This window comes from Bacteroides sp. OM05-10AA, assembly GCF_003439055.1.
Lineage (GTDB): Bacteria > Bacteroidota > Bacteroidia > Bacteroidales > Bacteroidaceae > Bacteroides > Bacteroides intestinigallinarum.
The window spans coordinates 1-15,649 of the sequence record NZ_QSUR01000001.1 but is presented as its reverse complement, the minus strand read 5'-3'; the positions used below and the strand labels follow the sequence as shown (position 1 = coordinate 15,649).

General features: G+C 39.8%; 11 protein-coding genes. 6 read left to right on the top strand and 5 right to left on the bottom strand.

Annotation, left to right across the window (positions count from 1 at the left end; genetic code table 11):
• Positions 1–9: 9 nt before the first annotated feature.
• From DXB58_RS00055 to DXB58_RS00045, 3 genes are all read right to left on the bottom strand, one after another.
• Positions 10–1,560, bottom strand: coding sequence for a glycoside hydrolase 43 family protein (locus DXB58_RS00055; protein WP_122135514.1), 1,551 nt, complete (start codon positions 1,558–1,560; stop codon positions 10–12).
• A gap of 18 nt (positions 1,561–1,578) precedes the next feature.
• The gene (locus DXB58_RS00050; protein WP_199487911.1) at positions 1,579–3,603 is read right to left on the bottom strand and encodes an alpha-galactosidase; all 2,025 of its coding nucleotides are present in this window, start codon (positions 3,601–3,603) and stop codon (positions 1,579–1,581) included.
• A gap of 141 nt (positions 3,604–3,744) precedes the next feature.
• On the bottom strand, positions 3,745–7,764 hold the full coding sequence (locus DXB58_RS00045) for a hybrid sensor histidine kinase/response regulator transcription factor (protein WP_122135680.1): 4,020 nt from the start codon (positions 7,762–7,764) through the stop codon (positions 3,745–3,747).
• A gap of 169 nt (positions 7,765–7,933) precedes the next feature.
• Here DXB58_RS00045 and DXB58_RS00040 point away from each other — a divergent pair, with 169 nt between their 5' ends.
• Positions 7,934–10,363 (top strand): glycoside hydrolase N-terminal domain-containing protein, encoded by a 2,430-nt coding sequence (locus tag DXB58_RS00040; protein WP_233527199.1) that lies wholly within the window; start codon positions 7,934–7,936, stop codon positions 10,361–10,363.
• 169 nt (positions 10,364–10,532) lie between these two features.
• Here the strand turns inward: DXB58_RS00040 and DXB58_RS00035 are convergent, their stop codons facing one another.
• Complete coding sequence (locus DXB58_RS00035) at positions 10,533–12,722, bottom strand: alpha-galactosidase (protein ID WP_369906964.1); 2,190 nt, start codon at positions 12,720–12,722, stop codon at positions 10,533–10,535.
• A 233-nt stretch (positions 12,723–12,955) separates the two neighbouring features.
• On the opposite strand from DXB58_RS00035, the gene DXB58_RS00030 reads away from it, so the two are divergent.
• The 5 genes from DXB58_RS00030 to DXB58_RS00010 are packed head-to-tail and all read left to right on the top strand — an operon-like array spanning position 12,956 to position 15,050.
• Positions 12,956–13,210: a hypothetical protein gene (locus DXB58_RS00030; protein ID WP_122135510.1), complete on the top strand. Its 255-nt coding sequence runs from the start codon at positions 12,956–12,958 to the stop codon at positions 13,208–13,210.
• Positions 13,211–13,236: 26 nt separating this feature from the next.
• The gene (locus DXB58_RS27840; RefSeq protein WP_199488025.1) at positions 13,237–13,641 is read left to right on the top strand and encodes a hypothetical protein; all 405 of its coding nucleotides are present in this window, start codon (positions 13,237–13,239) and stop codon (positions 13,639–13,641) included.
• A 25-nt stretch (positions 13,642–13,666) separates the two neighbouring features.
• Positions 13,667–14,080, top strand: coding sequence for a hypothetical protein (locus DXB58_RS27835; RefSeq protein ID WP_199613110.1), 414 nt, complete (start codon positions 13,667–13,669; stop codon positions 14,078–14,080).
• On the top strand, positions 14,007–14,495 hold the full coding sequence (locus DXB58_RS00015; protein WP_147338711.1) for a hypothetical protein: 489 nt from the start codon (positions 14,007–14,009) through the stop codon (positions 14,493–14,495). The genes DXB58_RS27835 and DXB58_RS00015 overlap by 74 nt, the downstream gene beginning before the upstream one ends.
• 12 nt (positions 14,496–14,507) lie before the next feature.
• Positions 14,508–15,050, top strand: coding sequence for a DUF4376 domain-containing protein (locus tag DXB58_RS00010; protein WP_122135508.1), 543 nt, complete (start codon positions 14,508–14,510; stop codon positions 15,048–15,050).
• Here DXB58_RS00010 and DXB58_RS00005 read toward each other — a convergent pair.
• Entirely contained in the window at positions 15,020–15,550 is a 531-nt protein-coding gene (locus DXB58_RS00005; protein WP_122135507.1) for a DUF4376 domain-containing protein, read from the bottom strand. The genes DXB58_RS00010 and DXB58_RS00005 overlap by 31 nt on opposite strands.
• Positions 15,551–15,649 lie beyond the last annotated feature (99 nt).

Here is a 15,649-nt window from a genome sequence, read left to right as displayed (position 1 = left end):
TTACTCATACTAATTAAAGTCATCCATGCGATAAATAAAACTATTAAAGAACACTTTCCCCCTCTCATCATTCACATTATAGGAGTAAATGCCTGTACGAATACCTTTCCAGTCTCCACTATGCAACGAATATAAATCACCACAGGCCGTAAAGTCCTTTCCATTCGCACTATAATAGAATTGATGAAGATTCTCCGGAACATTGAAACGAGCCTTCAGAAATATCCTGTTGCTCTTCCATTCACAAATAGTCTTTGCTACCCCATTCTGCTCCAAATATACATAATTTTTTCCTTTGATGCGCGTTATCCCCGCCCCATTGAATACATTGCCGATTCCCAATATTCCTGCACGTTGCCCGTCGGCTATTTGCTTGATGTCTAGTTCCGTTACAGCTTCACTGATGTATCCCATACATTTCTGTGTCATCATGTTACGTGCTTCACGCAGTTTTTTCGCTTTGGTCGAACGAATCATCATCCAGCCTTTACGTTCAGACAAGCTCCAGTTTTCATCATCCGGATTATGATTAAATTGCCACTGATATCCCAGCTTTTCCGTTGAGAAATCATCATCCGTTTGGGGTAAGAATCGATCAGACATCTTGTTTATGTCCGGTTTTGTCCAAGTGCGCACAGGTTCACCGATACCGTTCATATCTATATCAACTCCGATCATAGGCCAATCTTCTTTCCAGCAAACCGGTTGAAGATGTACGACACGTCCCAGAGGTTCCGTCGCCTGAAAATGATAGAACCACCATTCACCGGAAGGGGTATCTACCAGGGCTCCCTGATGAGGACCGTTTACGTTGGTAGTACCTTGTTCTAATACGACTTTCTTCTCATAAGGTCCATAGATGTTCTTTGACCTCAAGATTGTCTGCCAACCGGTGCTCACCCCACCTTCTGGAATACTGATATAATAATATCCGTTCATCTTATAAAACTTTGTACCTTCTGCAACCGGTCCGGTATAAACCGTGACTCCTTCATCCAACAATTTTCTGCCGTCCGGACTCATACGGTGAACGATAATAGGTCCCCCTCCCCACTGGCTACGCCCTAAATAAGCTTCTCCGTTATCATCCCACAAAGGACATGGATCTTCCCACCTTTCGGCAGCCTCAACCACATGCAGCGGCGACCACGGACCTTTAGGATCTGTCGCATAGCTCATCAACAGCCCCTCATGAGGAGTACAGACAAACATCCAATATTTATCATCATGAAAACGTAAAGAGGGTGCCCACGAACCGGCTCCGTATCTCTTATTATGATTCCAGTCATCATGGAAAAAACGGGAATAGATTTGAGTAATCACTTTCCAGTTTACCATATCATCCGACTCCAGAACCTGCATGCCCAAATAATGAAAATCGGAACAGATCATATAATATTTCTCTCCTACCCGAATCACATCCGGATCAGAGTAATCCGCATTCAAAATAGGATTAACGTACGTCCCGTTCCCTTGATCTCCCCAGCTCATTGTTTTCTTCTGCGCGGAAAGGGAAACAGATATCAGCATCACTAAAAGAAAGATAGAAAATCGCACCATAGTAAGACAGTGTTTAGTTTATTTATAGAATCTGAATAATAAGACATCTCTAGCCGGAATTGTATAATTCATACTTGTTTTAACCTCTGCTTCACGGTTTCTCCACAGCTCTTTCACTGTATATTTTTTATTTGTCTTCAACCCAAGCCTATCCAAAGACACCGTTCCTTCCACTTCTTCATCAGAATAATTGAATACTGCATAATCACAGCTTCCGTCTTCATTGAATCTCATAAACTGGTTTTCCGAAGCCTCTCCATTCCCTTCTACGGGACGAAACGCTACTCCCGTTGCAACACGATTTATTTCTTCCTTAGTCAACAGACTGAGAGATTTACTTTTTGCCGATGCATCTCCTTCAACACTGAAATCATCTCCCAAGATATATAATCCCGTAATAATCCCTGAAGTTATCCGGGCGCGGTTCTCTCCTTCGGTCGCATCTTTCAGAACAATATGATCGGCGTCATTATATTGATAAACCAACTCCTGCCACCAGCCATAGGATACGGCATTCATCGTATATTCCGTATCTTTTATCTTATTCCAAGCATCACAGGCTATCCGCCGCGACTGCGCATATTGGGAAGGGAAAACCGGGGATATAGATAAGTTGATATACATATCCTCAAAATACTTGTTCAGTAACTTCATTCCGTGATTATATCCCTGTATTCCTGTCCGGATAGTATCACAGTACCATTGATCGGCTTCCATTGATCCGTGAGTCATAAAATCCATCTTGACATACTCAAATCCTGCCCGGCGGAACAAATCCGATTTGTTTTTCATGGCAGCCTCTACCGCAGGATGAGTAGGATCCAGTGCATAAGCTCCGTCCAGTTCCTGTGGTACCCCATTTGCATAAAGATACACATCCTTATATTTATATTCAGGACAATCCTCGAATACCCTCTCCGGATTGCGCCCCCAATCCGTAAAAGGCGTCCAATAGACTCCCGCTTTCTGTCCGTTATCCCTACATTTCTTCACAAAAGAAGCCAACTGTTGTTCCGTGAAGCTATTCCAGCCAGAATCCAGTCCTATATACACTGCACCTGCCGGATTAACAAAAGACCGGTTTTGCAAATGATCTTTTATATATTCCGAAACCTCTATCGCTTTCTGATATGTCAAATCAAACTTCAAAACTCCCCAACTATTCCAGCCGAAAGGAACAGCTTCCTCCCATTTCCGGGGAGGAGTGATGGTAGCATTCGCCTTCGCGTATGCTTCCAACCCGTTCCTCCAATCCGAAAAGTAGCCAATAAAGACTTTGGGTGACTTCAAACACCGTCCCACAAGGCTCCCATGAGGTTTAGAATCTCGTGTATATTCATCCGCCACGCCCCCATAGCAACATAAACTCCCTCTGTTATATAGAGAACTTTTACCTATTGAAACTGCTGTTTTCCATGTATCGTGCTCTACCGAGCCGACAATTATTCCATTCCGTTCTTCATTATTAAAAAGTGCCGTCACTTCATAGCTCGTAAGTTGTTCGAAAGGCAAAGGCACCGAATGATAACGTCCCCATTTATCATTATCAAACGGAACTTTTAAGACACGGCTATCTTCATTCCACTTCAGAGAGCTATTCGCCAGTGAGTCAATAATAAGCGGAGCCATATAGTTGGAGGATAATTCCTGATCGCCCTCTACTGTAAAGTCAGTCAATATGTAGTCGTAATCCGGATAAATATAAAAAGTATGAACCAGCATAGGAAGAACAGAATCCGTATAGACAACCTGATATAAGTATCCTTTTCCAAACTCATCTTCATACTTCCGGGAAGATATCCGGTGATTAGGATAATCACAAGACTTTATCAAATTCTCCTTATATTTAAAGGAAGAATAAACAGAACCGCAAAGAGGCAATGAATTCTTATAAATATCAACTCCTCCGGAGTGACTATTATAAATAATCTCCCAATCTTTTACCTTTAAACATTCTGAAGTAGACCGGCTACATCCCGAAAACTGGACGGCCACCAATAACAGAAACATACAGAGAAACATTCTTCTACATTCTTTCTTCATAATATCAGTATTAAAAAACACTGCAAATTTAAACGATGCAGAAGAAGAGTCCTCCTATAAATAGGACATAAAATATAATTTTTGATGCAAACCGACGGATACCCCACTACAAATCCGCAAATTTTACATCTTTATCTTCATTTATTTCATTTTTAAATAACTGTCAATATCAATCTTTTCCTTCCCGCCCAAACTTTGTTTCTCAAAATCCTTAGGCGACATACCAAACTGCTTCAAAAATAGCTTGCTAAAATAAGACGGTGAATTAATGCCGACCATATAACAGATCTCTCCAACACGATATTGCCCTGTTTGAATGAGTTCCGCCGCTTTTCGCAAACGTATCAACCGAATAAAGTCCACAGGAGAAAGATTGAATAACATTTTTATCTTACGCAATAGTCCGGAACGGCTCATACACAAGATATCCGCCATACGTTCCACATTAAAATTCTCATCCGTCAGATTCTCGTTTATGATTTCAATAACTTTATCCATAAATTCTTCATCAGCCTTGTTCACCTGCATATTATGTACAGGGAAGAAAGGATGTTTGGAGAATGCTTCACGTTCCTTTCTCCGATTATTCAGCAATGATAAAATCTGAACTTTCAGATAATTAAACGAGAAAGGTTTTTCCACATAAGCCTCCGCCCCCATTTTCAAGCCTTTTATCTTACTATCCAAGTCATTCTTGGCTGTCAGGAAAATAATAGGTATATGGCATAATTCCATATCCGACTTCAATGTCCGACACAATTCCCAGCCGTCCATAACCGGCATCATCACATCGCTTATCACTAAATCGATTCGCTTTTCTCTCAATATATCTAATGCTTCCCGACCATGATGAGCCACTTCCACTATAAAATTCTCCTTCAATCGTTCCAGTATGAAATTCAACATATCATCATTGTCTTCAACCAGCAGAATCGTATATTTATCTATTTCCTCATTCTCCACCAAGCCGTCATCCGGCAATAAACCCGGCAACGAATCCGCCACTTGTTGCTGTTGTTCCACCTGACCGGTCAAACTAAGCGGAAGTGTCAGTACGAATGTATTATATGCTTCGTCCGCCATTTCCAGATACAGTTTTCCCTTATTCAAGACTGCCAATGATTTAGCCAAAGACAGCCCGATTCCTATGCCTTTCGCCTTTTGCATATTAGATTCCATTCGATAGAAAGGAGTAAATATCTGTTCGCGCATATCTTCCGGAATTTTCTCTCCGTCACTCACCACGCGAATAGTCAGAGTTTCATCTCTCTTCTCCAACTTCACCTGTATTTCTTTCTTCGCATATTTCAATGCATTATTCAGCAGATTGCTGACTATCTTTGTGACAGACTCCTTATCGACGACAGCTTTAATCACTTCCTCTGGAATTTGGAGAGCCAACTCCTTCTTTTCGTATTGTATAGTAGGCTCAAAACGTTCACAGATTTCATTCAATAACGACGTTATATCTACCGTTTCAAATTTGAGTTTCAGTTTATTTGCTCCTATCTTCTGGAAGTCGAGCAATTGAGCGACCAAATCCAAGAGGCGTTTTGTATTCTGCGCAATGACATTCAAGTTCTTGTTCAGTTTTGAATCTTCAAAATGCATCTCTCGGATCACCTCCAAAGGGCCGTTAATGAGTGTCAACGGCGTACGTATCTCATGAGCAATTTCGGTGAAGAACTCCACTTTCGACTCGTAAAGTTCTTTCTCCTTCTGTATTTCAAAAAGTTTCTGGTTCTCCGTCATTTGCCGTTCCTTACGTCGCTTATACCAAAAGAAACAAGCCCAAATAAAAGACACGAAAATAAAGACATAGCAACCATACGCCCATACGGACAGCCACCAAGGAGGCAAAATAACAATAGACAAAGAACGCTTGGCCAATCGGCTGTTACTATTATCGGCCTGTATCCTAAAAACATACTTACCCGGCGACAGTTTGGCATACGAGATATTCTGATTACTAACCGCCTTTATCCAATCCTTGTCCAACGGATCCAAACGGTAATAGTACTGATTAGATTTTGTGGTAGAGTAGCTCAACAAAGCAATATCAAAACTGATATTCGACTGATTGTAAGGCAGGACTATCTCTTCCGTACCTACAATATTCTTCTTCAAAGGAGAATTGGGAGTATGTACCGTTATTTCTTTATTGTAAATGCTGAACTTTGAAATATAAATAGGAGAAGGAGGAGCTAACTGTTGTTGGGAGATATTCGGGTCAAAAGCAATAAGTCCATTGATTCCTCCAAAGAAAAACCTGCCGTCGCTTACCCTTAAAGCCGATTTGTAATTAAACTGGTTCCCCAGCAATCCGTCTTTGGTAGTAAAGACACGAATATCTTTCGTCTCCGGATTGAATTTCACCAGCCCTTTATTAGTCCCGAACCAAAGGTTATAAGCATCATCTTCCAATATCTCATAGGCCACATCATCCGGCAACCCTTCTTTTATAGAAAAAGAAGTAAAATCATTCGTCTCTGCATTATACCGGCAAATGCCACCTCTATCAGTCGAGAACCATATCCCACCCTTGCTGTCCTGCATGATCGAACTGACCGAGTTCGAACTTAAGCTGTTAGGCTCACCTTCCTTATTGATATACTTTTCGAAAGAATTCACCTGCGGATTATGTTTCCAGACTCCACTGCCCATAGACGCAAACCACAAATTACCTTCACGATCTTCAAAGATGTCGAAAATCCAGTCATATCCTACCTCATTCACTTTCGAAAATGAAAAAGAATCCTTATCCGCCATAAACAAACCGGAACCGGTTCCTATCCATTTGCATCCTTTCTTATCAATACAAAATGCCCAAACACTTCCCTCCTCAATATTCAAAGATCTGTCTGAATAATGAATAACTTCCCCTGTTGGTTTTATCACATCAACCCCATCCTTGAACAGCCCGCAATAGATGTTCTCCCCATATATGGACATATTCAGAATAGTCCGGTTCTGTTGTTCCTTACCATTTGATTTCATCCGGGTGATTTGTCCCGATGCAGATAAAATATTAACGCCTCCGTCTTCTGTTCCGATCCATACATTCCCTTTCCTGTCCTCAACCAGTTCGCGTATCCTCTTGGAACTCAACGATTGCCCGGTATTCAAAGGAACATACTTTTCAAAAATCAACCCACGATTAGGCAAGTAATTAACCCCTCCGAACATAGTGCCCATCCACATACCACCTTCATCATCCTCATACATTGTATATATTATATTGTCAGACAAACTGAAAGGCTCAATAAGATTGGACTTTAAATGTACCACAGTCCCTTTCTTTTCATTAATAATATATACTCCTTCATGAGTTCCTGCCCAGATTTCATCTCCATGCATTAGAACATTCCTGACAAATGTATGACTGACGTCTGCAATATCCAGACTACGAAGAATGTTTTGACAGGGATGATACTTCATAATACGCCCATTCTGGATAGCCATTATCAACCAACCGTCACTCTCACATATAGAGTTGATAGAGAGTGCAGTCAAAGAATTATTATCTTTATCTACTTTATACTGCTCAAATTTATCTTTCGCAGTGTCATAACGGAACAAGCCCGCGCCCCAGGTTCCGACCCAGACTTCTCCCTTCGAGGTAACATGAATGCAATCCGGAGTTTCCTTTTTAAAGTTATTCCGGTCTATAATTTCATAAAAGTATAGTTTTTTATTAGCGTACCTGAACACTCCCTGGTCCGGTATCACCACCCAGATATTCCCCACAGAATCGGCAACGATATTAGATACCCAATTATCCAAACTGGCACCGGATTCTGCCTTATCATCCAAAACTGTAAATGTATCCAGCATCATATCATATAAATACACTCCTCTATCAGTCCCTACCCACAACTTCTTATCTTTATCTTCAAAAAGAGCTGAAATATTATGATTCCCTTTCTTCGCTACGTAATCATCACAATCAAGTTGTAAAATAGAAGTACCATCATAACGATTCAAGCCATTCTTGGTGCCAAACCACATAAAGCCATAGCTATCCTTCAAAATAGCCTTCACATGGCTTTGTGACAGTCCATTATCACCTGTTATATGCAAGAAAGAGTAACTAGAATAATTATTGGGTATAGCAGATAAATGTAATAAAACCAATAATAAAGTCAACAGTGTCTTTTTCATATCATTCATATTATTGTGGTACAAAAATACGCAAACGCACGAAATATAGGCATTTTAAATGGTGAAAATTTACATTTGCGTCATTTTTGTTAGTTATTGACGCACCTGTAATTCTACCGCTTTCCGAAACAGGCTACATTTGTGTGTTCAATCATAAATTTATCTATCAATGAAAACTATCGAGCACATGAAATTTACATTAATCCGTTATTGTTGTATAATAGCAGTATTTATCTTTCCGGAAATCCTGTCAGCCAAAAAATCTAATCCCCCCATAGAATTATGGTATGACCAGCCTGCGGACGAATGGATGAAATCGACTCCTGTCGGAAACGGACGCTTAGGCGCTATGGTTTATGGCGGAGTATTGGGAGAGATTATCGCCATAAACGAATCCAGCATGTGGTCTGGAGCTCACGATCCGTACCAGGAGCAGCCTTTCGGAAAAGAAAAGATGAAGGAGTTACGGCAATTATTCTTTGACGGAAAACTGGTTGAAGGAAATCAGATTGCCGGCGAGAAACTGAGAGGGCTACTACATTCGTTCGGTACCCATTTACCTATCGGAGACTTGAAACTAAGTTTCACATATCCTGAAGGAAAAATAACCAATTATAAACGTTCATTGAATATGAATCAGGCATTGAGTACAGTTTCTTATAAAATTGGAGCCATACAATACACTCGTGAATGTTTTGCGAGCAATCCGGACGACGCAATAATCCTCCATATGTCTGCCGATAAAAAAGGAAGCATCACGGCCGACTTGTCTCTTGATCTGCTGCGGGAGGCTTCTGTGCAGGTAAAAGATCAGCAGATAACTTTTGAAGGAGATGTATCTTTTCCCAAGCAAGGTCCCGGCGGGGTTTCCTTTATAGGCAAAATATCCGTTATTGCTCCCAAAGGAACTTTTCAAACGAAGCTAGGGTTACTTTCCGTACAAAATGCTGATGAACTGACTATTATTATTGATGTACGCACCAACTACAAGAATAATCAATATAAGCAATTATGCGAGCAAACAATTAAGAATGTAGCGACTCAAGCATATAAAGAACTCAAGTGTAAGCACATTGAAGATTTTTCTTCTCTGTTTGACCGCGTCTCCCTCACCCTCGGCAACAACCAGTATGATAAACTCCCTACTGACAAAAGGTGGGAACGTATCAAGTCGGGTGCTACTGATCCCGGACTTGATGCAATTTTCTTTCAATACGGACGTTATTTATTACTCGTTTCTTCACGAGAAAACTCTCCGCTACCCGTAGCATTACAAGGTTTCTTCAACGACAATCTGGCATGCAACATGAGTTGGACCAACGATTATCATCTGGATATAAACACCCAACAGAACTATTGGATATCCAACATCGGAAACTTATCGGAATGCAACATTCCCCTTTTCAACTATATTAAAGATTTATCCATACACGGCACTAAAACCGCACAAATAGTATATGGTTGCAAAGGTTGGACAGCACATACAACAGCTAATATATGGGGATGTACAGCACCTTCAAGCAACATAGGCTGGGGACTTTTTCCCACAGCCAGTTCATGGCTTGCCTCACATCTATGGAGCCAATACGAGTATACGTTGGACAAAAAATTTCTAGCCAAGACAGCCTATCCTTTATTAAAGGGAAATGCGGAATTTTTATTAGACTATATGACGGAGGACCCAAACAGCGGTCATTTGGTCACAGGTCCCAGTATTTCTCCTGAAAATAATTTCCGTTACCAGGGCACTACTTTATGTGCCTCAATGATGCCCACCTGCGATCGCGTTTTAGCTTATGAAATATTCCGTTCGTGCATACAAGCTGCCCAAATACTTAATACTGATAAAGCCTTCAGCGACAGTCTAAAGAATGCACTGAGCAAGTTTCCTCCAATTCGTTTACGTGCTAACGGAGCGATTCGTGAATGGTACGAAGACTATGAAGAAGCCAGTCCCAATCACCGACACACTTCTCATTTGTTGGCATTATACCCCTACAATCAGATCTCATTGACAAAAACTCCGGAATTAGCAGCAGGAGCAAGAAAAACAATAGAAGATAGGCTTAGCGCACCGGGCTGGGAAGATGTAGAATGGAGCAGGGCCAATATGATTTGTTTTTATGCCCGGCTCAAAGATGCTTCTAAAGCGCATGAGAGTATTGGTATTTTAGTTGGCGATTTTGCCCGCGAAAATCTGCTGAGCATATCTCCGGCAGGCATTGCAGGAGCGCCTTATGACATATTCATTTTTGACGGAAATGCAGCAGGAGCTGCCGGTATCGGTGAAATGCTTATTCAAAGCCATGAAGGATATATTGAGTTCCTTCCTTGCTTACCGGAACAATGGAATAAAGGAAGTTATAAAGGACTATGTGTCCGTGGTGGCGCGGAAGTCTCTGCTGACTGGAACAACTCTATCATCAGTTATGCTTCGGTTAAAGCTACTGTTGCAAACTCTTTCTCCATAAAAATACCTCAAAACAAAAACAAACCTTACAGAATCCTGCTCAATGGAAAAACAATCGAAACGGTTCCTGACACTCACCGTATTGTAACTATATCTATGAAAGCCGGGGATTTATTAGAAATCAAATAGCCGAACAAACAACTATCAAATTATATATCGACAAGTTGCCTGTTTGTCAGTTTATTAAGTGAGACTTTATAAGAAGAAAAGCCGGTATTTAAGTTAGAATACCGATATTACATAGAAAACCCCGGACGAAATTTCGTCCGGGGCTTTCTATTCATTTACTTACGCTCTTTTATTTAACCTCTATGAGTTCAAACACCCGACTCGCATATTCTGAACCCAAAGGAACTTCCATTCCTGTATTCATCAGAATACTACCTGCCACCACCTTGTCATGCAAATAACACGGATTCTCGCCTTGCGGCAAATTCAGTTCGCGAATACGATAATTTTTGTTCGCATCCAGTCCGGCCATACGGAAACGAGGTAATACCTGATTCATATAATGTTCAATTTTATAAGCAAAGAACACGGCACGATCTTTCTCTGGAGTACAATACATCAAAGAAGCGACACCCAACTTATCAAAAGGAGAAATTAACCGGTATAAATCTCCGAACTGAACAACCGGACGGATTTCCTTATAAGTAGCAATCGCATGTTTCGAGAATTCTTTCTCCCCGTCGGACATGGTCTTTGGTTGAATTTCCATTCCGAGACGACCGCTCATAGCAACATCAAAACGGAATTTCAAAGGGATTACCCGTCCTGTCTGATGATTGGGAGAAGCACTGACATGCTGTGCCATAGCCATAGAAGGATAGAAATAAGAGGTACCCCACTGCATAAATATACGCTGCATTGCATCGGTATTATCACTCACCCAAAACTCATCGAATCCGGGCATCACTCCATAATCAACACGACCGCCGCCGCCACCACAAGCCTGCATCACCAGATCTGGGTATTTGGCACGAATACGTTCTACCGCCTTCTGCAATCCACGATGAAAATCAATGTATATATGAGATTGCTTGTCTTTAGGCAGATAAGGAGATCCGTAATTTACCAAAGACGCATTAGCATCCCATTTGATATAGGCGATATCAGGATAGTTGGTCATTAAATCATCGACTACCTGAAATACAAAGTCCTGTACTTCGGGATTGGACAAATCCAACAACATCTGCGTACCACCGCGGCCATAACGAGGATCACGATTGGGAACTTTCAATACCCAATCCGGATGTTTCTCATACAACTCACTGACAGTATTGGCACTCTCCGGTTCAATCCAGATTCCAAATTTTATTCCATGTTTCTTGGCTGTCGCAATCAGACCGTCCACTCCATTAGGCAACTTCCGTCTGTTCACGACCCAGTCACCCAATGATGAATGATCATTATTTCGCGGATACTTGTCACCAAACCAGCCATCGTCCATAACAAACAACTCACCTCCCATTGCAGCAAAGTCTCCCATCATCTGGTCCATTTTCTGCTCGTCAATATCAAAATAGACACCTTCCCAACTATTCAACAGAATGTCACGAAGTTTATTACCCCCATGAATCTGGCCGTTACGCGCCCAACGATGAAAATTACGACTTACGCCACTCAACCCCTCTTCACTATAAGTAAAGGCAAGTTTAGGGGTTACGAAAACCTCTTTGGGTTCCAGTTTATATTCGGATGCTTCATCGTTGATTCCTGCCAGGAAGTTATGAGAATAATTATTATCTGTATCAATACGAAGTTTGTAATTTCCACTCCAACACAAGGCGGCTCCAATCATACGCCCCGTGTTTTCCTGCGGACGCCCATCCAAAGAGAACATAATCTCCGCATGGTCTCCCTGACCATTGCGAGCTCCATCCATATTCTTTATTGTTTTCATACCCGGCTTCAATGGCTCGGAAGTAACATCCGATTCTGCAATCCAGCTTCCGTGTAAATGCGAAATCCATACGTCTCCTCTACGGATAGGCATACATCCCGAATCAAATCGTTTCAAGACAACCGCTTTCTTTTCTGTATGGGAGATCTCTGCCCACATCTCGATGATATCAGAATTATTATAGGCTTTGTAATTCATCCTCACTTCAAGCGGATAGTACTTATCTCTTAAAGTCACCACTGTCTGTTCTCCGTCTTCTACATTTTTTGTCGTTACATCTTTCACGATAAGATCCAAAGTCATATTTCCATCCGAATGCACCACTTGGAGCGCTGTAGCCGACGAATATTCCGAACCGAACGTTGGATATGCAGGTCTGTTCAGACCTGCCCATATATCATGAATTTGATTTATTTGATCTGGAGTTATTTTATCACCGTAATATGCAAACCGTAAATCTCCATCGTTCTGTGCCGCAAACAGCAACGAGGTATTTTTAGTCGAAATCAAGATATTCCGGTCCCACGCATACATTGAGACCACACTCCATATACACGCCAATGTCACAAAAAGAATTTTCTTCATCATACTTTATTTTATAATTTAACTAGAATCCGCAAAACCACCCGTTCGCACTTTCAAAACGAAATGATTTAATTTTTCCAATATTTCCAAAACGAAGCGGTTCGTTTTGGGAACATCACAATATCACTTTTTACATAAGTTCTCTTAGGACGAACGCTGCATTAAAAGATTTTTCCAATGTATCAACAAAAAGCCTTTCCCAAAATGGATATTATAAGCTACCGGATGGGCTAATGATTCAATGGGGAAAAAAAGCTGGCGGTAGTTCATATCAGGGAACTATTACGTTGCCACTTTCTTTCTATGATGATTATTATTCATTGGCGTGTAGTGCTATCAAAGGTAATACGATTGATCTATCAAGTTGGGTTGTTAATTATTTAAAGAAAACTAAGTCTAGTTTCAACTATATATGTACTTATGCAGCAGAAGGAAACGGACAATCTAGCTCGGAATTTCATTGGATTGCAATAGGACGTTGGAAGTAGTATAAATTTGTAACATAAAGATAACAATGAACGATTTTAGTAGAAAAATAGTAGTAGCTTTAATAGTCATTTTCTTGCAAAGTTCTCTTAGGACGAACGCTGCATTAAAAGATTTTTCCAATGTATCAACAAAAAACCTTTCTCAAAACGGATATTATAAGCTACCGGATGGGCTAATTATACAATGGGGCTATTCATCTACATCCGGCAGAAATAAAACGGTTTATTTACCAGTATCTTTTTATGATACTTATTACACAGTAGTGATTTCAATGAAGCGAAAAGAGGATAGCACAACTAATCTCACGTCAGACGTTTGGAATCAAAGTAAATCATCATTTATAATGTATGGGCTATTCCATGCGACAGATATTAATAACGGAGCTTATACGGGTGGGTTCAACTGGCTTGCTATTGGTCGTTGGAAGTAGAAAATATTATAACATCAATTTGAATATGAAGGATTTTAGTAGAAAAGTAGTAATGTTTTTAATAGTCGTTTTTGCACAAAGTTCTCTTAGGACGAACGCTGCATTAAAAGATTTTTCCAATGTATCAACAAAAAGCCTTTCCCAAAATGGATATTATAAGCTACCGGATGGGCTAATGATTCAATGGGGGCTTTCAGAAGTTGCAGGTTCAAGTAGGACAATATACCTTCCTGTTTCATTTTATGATACCTATTACAGTCTTGTCACAAATGTAACAAAATCACAAGGAGCAACAATGTCAGTCGTTTCATCTTCAATACTATTCACAACAAAATCTAATTTTGTTGTGAATGGTACTTATCAATATGAAAATGGCGATTATGGATATTTGCAATCAACCGAGAAAATTTATTGGTTGGCTATTGGTCGTTGGAAGTAGAAAATATTATAACATCAATTTGAATATGAGGGATTTTAGTAGAAAAGTAGTAATAGTTTTAATAGTCATTTTTGCACAAAGTTCTCTTAGAACTAATGCAATTTTATTAGATGGTTATAATTTGGGACAAAATGGATACGTAAAATACTCGGATGGTTTTTTGATTCAATGGGGATATAATTCCGGTTCTACAGTTCTAAATTTAAGAGTTAATTTACCTATTGCTTTTTATAATTCATCATATATAGTAACAGGTAACGTAAAGAAAGCAAGTACAGATTCTAATGTATATGCAATATGTCCAACCAGTTTATATACTACTTATTTTTATGTAGATAGAAATTTCGCTTCACCAAGTGGGCCGGGGACTACTTCAGGGGCTTTTTTTTGGACGGCAATCGGACGTTGGAAATAAACAAGTATAATTATGAAAGAACAAAAAATGTATTGGAAAAATGGATTCTACGATGAATTGGTAGAAGGTGCAGTAGAAATTACTGAAGAATATTATAATCAACTTTTAAACGGTCAATCAACCGGTTTGCAGATCGCTGAAAACAATAATGGGTTTCCCATTTTGATCGAATATGAATTTACTATTGAAGATATTAAAAATCAAAAGTTAGAATCATTACGCGAATACGACGCGTCTAAATCGGTGAATCAGTTTAGTATTGATAATGTATTCGGTTGGTTAAACAAAAGTGATCGTGTAGGGCTTGTGAACTCAATAAATATTGAGAAAGAAGCCGGGCGATCTGAAACAAGTATTTGGATTGGTGATACAAGGTTTGTCTTATCAATCGAAAGAGCTATTGACATTTTACAACAGCTAGAATTGTATGCCCTTGCTTGTTTTAACACGACACAAAGGCATACGAAGGCTATTCAACAGCTAGAGACAAAAGAGGAAATTGAAGCATACAACTATTATGTAGGCTATCCGGGGAATTTGAGTTTTGCCGGATAACCTACTTTGAAATTGTAGTTTTCTACTTCTGTAATAGTCTGCAATGATCTGACTGCTGCAATGTGCGATTGTGTTACATTGTAGCAGTTTAATGCATACATTTCAATCTCATCCAGCATTGATAAAGCGTCAGAAATTGGAATGATATACTTTGTTGCGTCATACCACAATACCGTGTTTGTTTTACCCATTTGTTTTTCAATCGAAATTGAGTTAAATAATCCAACACGTGTACTTTTATCAAACCACATAACATTCTCGCCTAAAACAAGAGAATTGACATCTTCCGATTTGTCAAACTCCTGTATTTCAGCAACTTTATTTTTTATTACATCTTCAAATGAGTACTCATATTCTACCAAAATAGGATACCCGTTTTGATTATCAACTATAAGTAACCCGGCTGATTGACCGTTTAAAAGTTGATTGTAATATTCTTCAGTAATTTCTACTGTACCTTCTACTAATTCGTCGTAGAATCCATTTTTCCAATACTTCATAATGATTATATTTTTAAATTATTTCCAACGTCCTATTGTTAACCAGTCAAAAGATTCTTGTGATAATCCAGTAGTACCCCCACTTGCATAATTTCTATT

What these genes read in the sequence shown, in the direction of transcription:
- DXB58_RS00010 (WP_122135508.1), top strand. Translation starts at nt 14,508, where the DNA reads ATGAAAGAACAAAAAATGTATTGGAAAAATGGATTCTACGATGAATTG.
- DXB58_RS00015 (WP_147338711.1), top strand. Translation starts at nt 14,007, where the DNA reads ATGAAAATGGCGATTATGGATATTTGCAATCAACCGAGAAAATTTATT.
- DXB58_RS00005 (WP_122135507.1), bottom strand. Translation starts at nt 15,550, where the DNA reads ATGAAGTATTGGAAAAATGGATTCTACGACGAATTAGTAGAAGGTACA.
- DXB58_RS27835 (WP_199613110.1), top strand. Translation starts at nt 13,667, where the DNA reads ATGAAGGATTTTAGTAGAAAAGTAGTAATGTTTTTAATAGTCGTTTTT.
- DXB58_RS27840 (WP_199488025.1), top strand. Translation starts at nt 13,237, where the DNA reads ATGAACGATTTTAGTAGAAAAATAGTAGTAGCTTTAATAGTCATTTTC.
- DXB58_RS00035 (WP_369906964.1), bottom strand. Translation starts at nt 12,722, where the DNA reads ATGAAGAAAATTCTTTTTGTGACATTGGCGTGTATATGGAGTGTGGTC.
- DXB58_RS00045 (WP_122135680.1), bottom strand. Translation starts at nt 7,764, where the DNA reads ATGAAAAAGACACTGTTGACTTTATTATTGGTTTTATTACATTTATCT.
- DXB58_RS00040 (WP_233527199.1), top strand. Translation starts at nt 7,934, where the DNA reads ATGAAAACTATCGAGCACATGAAATTTACATTAATCCGTTATTGTTGT.
- DXB58_RS00055 (WP_122135514.1), bottom strand. Translation starts at nt 1,560, where the DNA reads ATGGTGCGATTTTCTATCTTTCTTTTAGTGATGCTGATATCTGTTTCC.
- DXB58_RS00050 (WP_199487911.1), bottom strand. Translation starts at nt 3,603, where the DNA reads ATGAAGAAAGAATGTAGAAGAATGTTTCTCTGTATGTTTCTGTTATTG.
- DXB58_RS00030 (WP_122135510.1), top strand. Translation starts at nt 12,956, where the DNA reads ATGATTCAATGGGGAAAAAAAGCTGGCGGTAGTTCATATCAGGGAACT.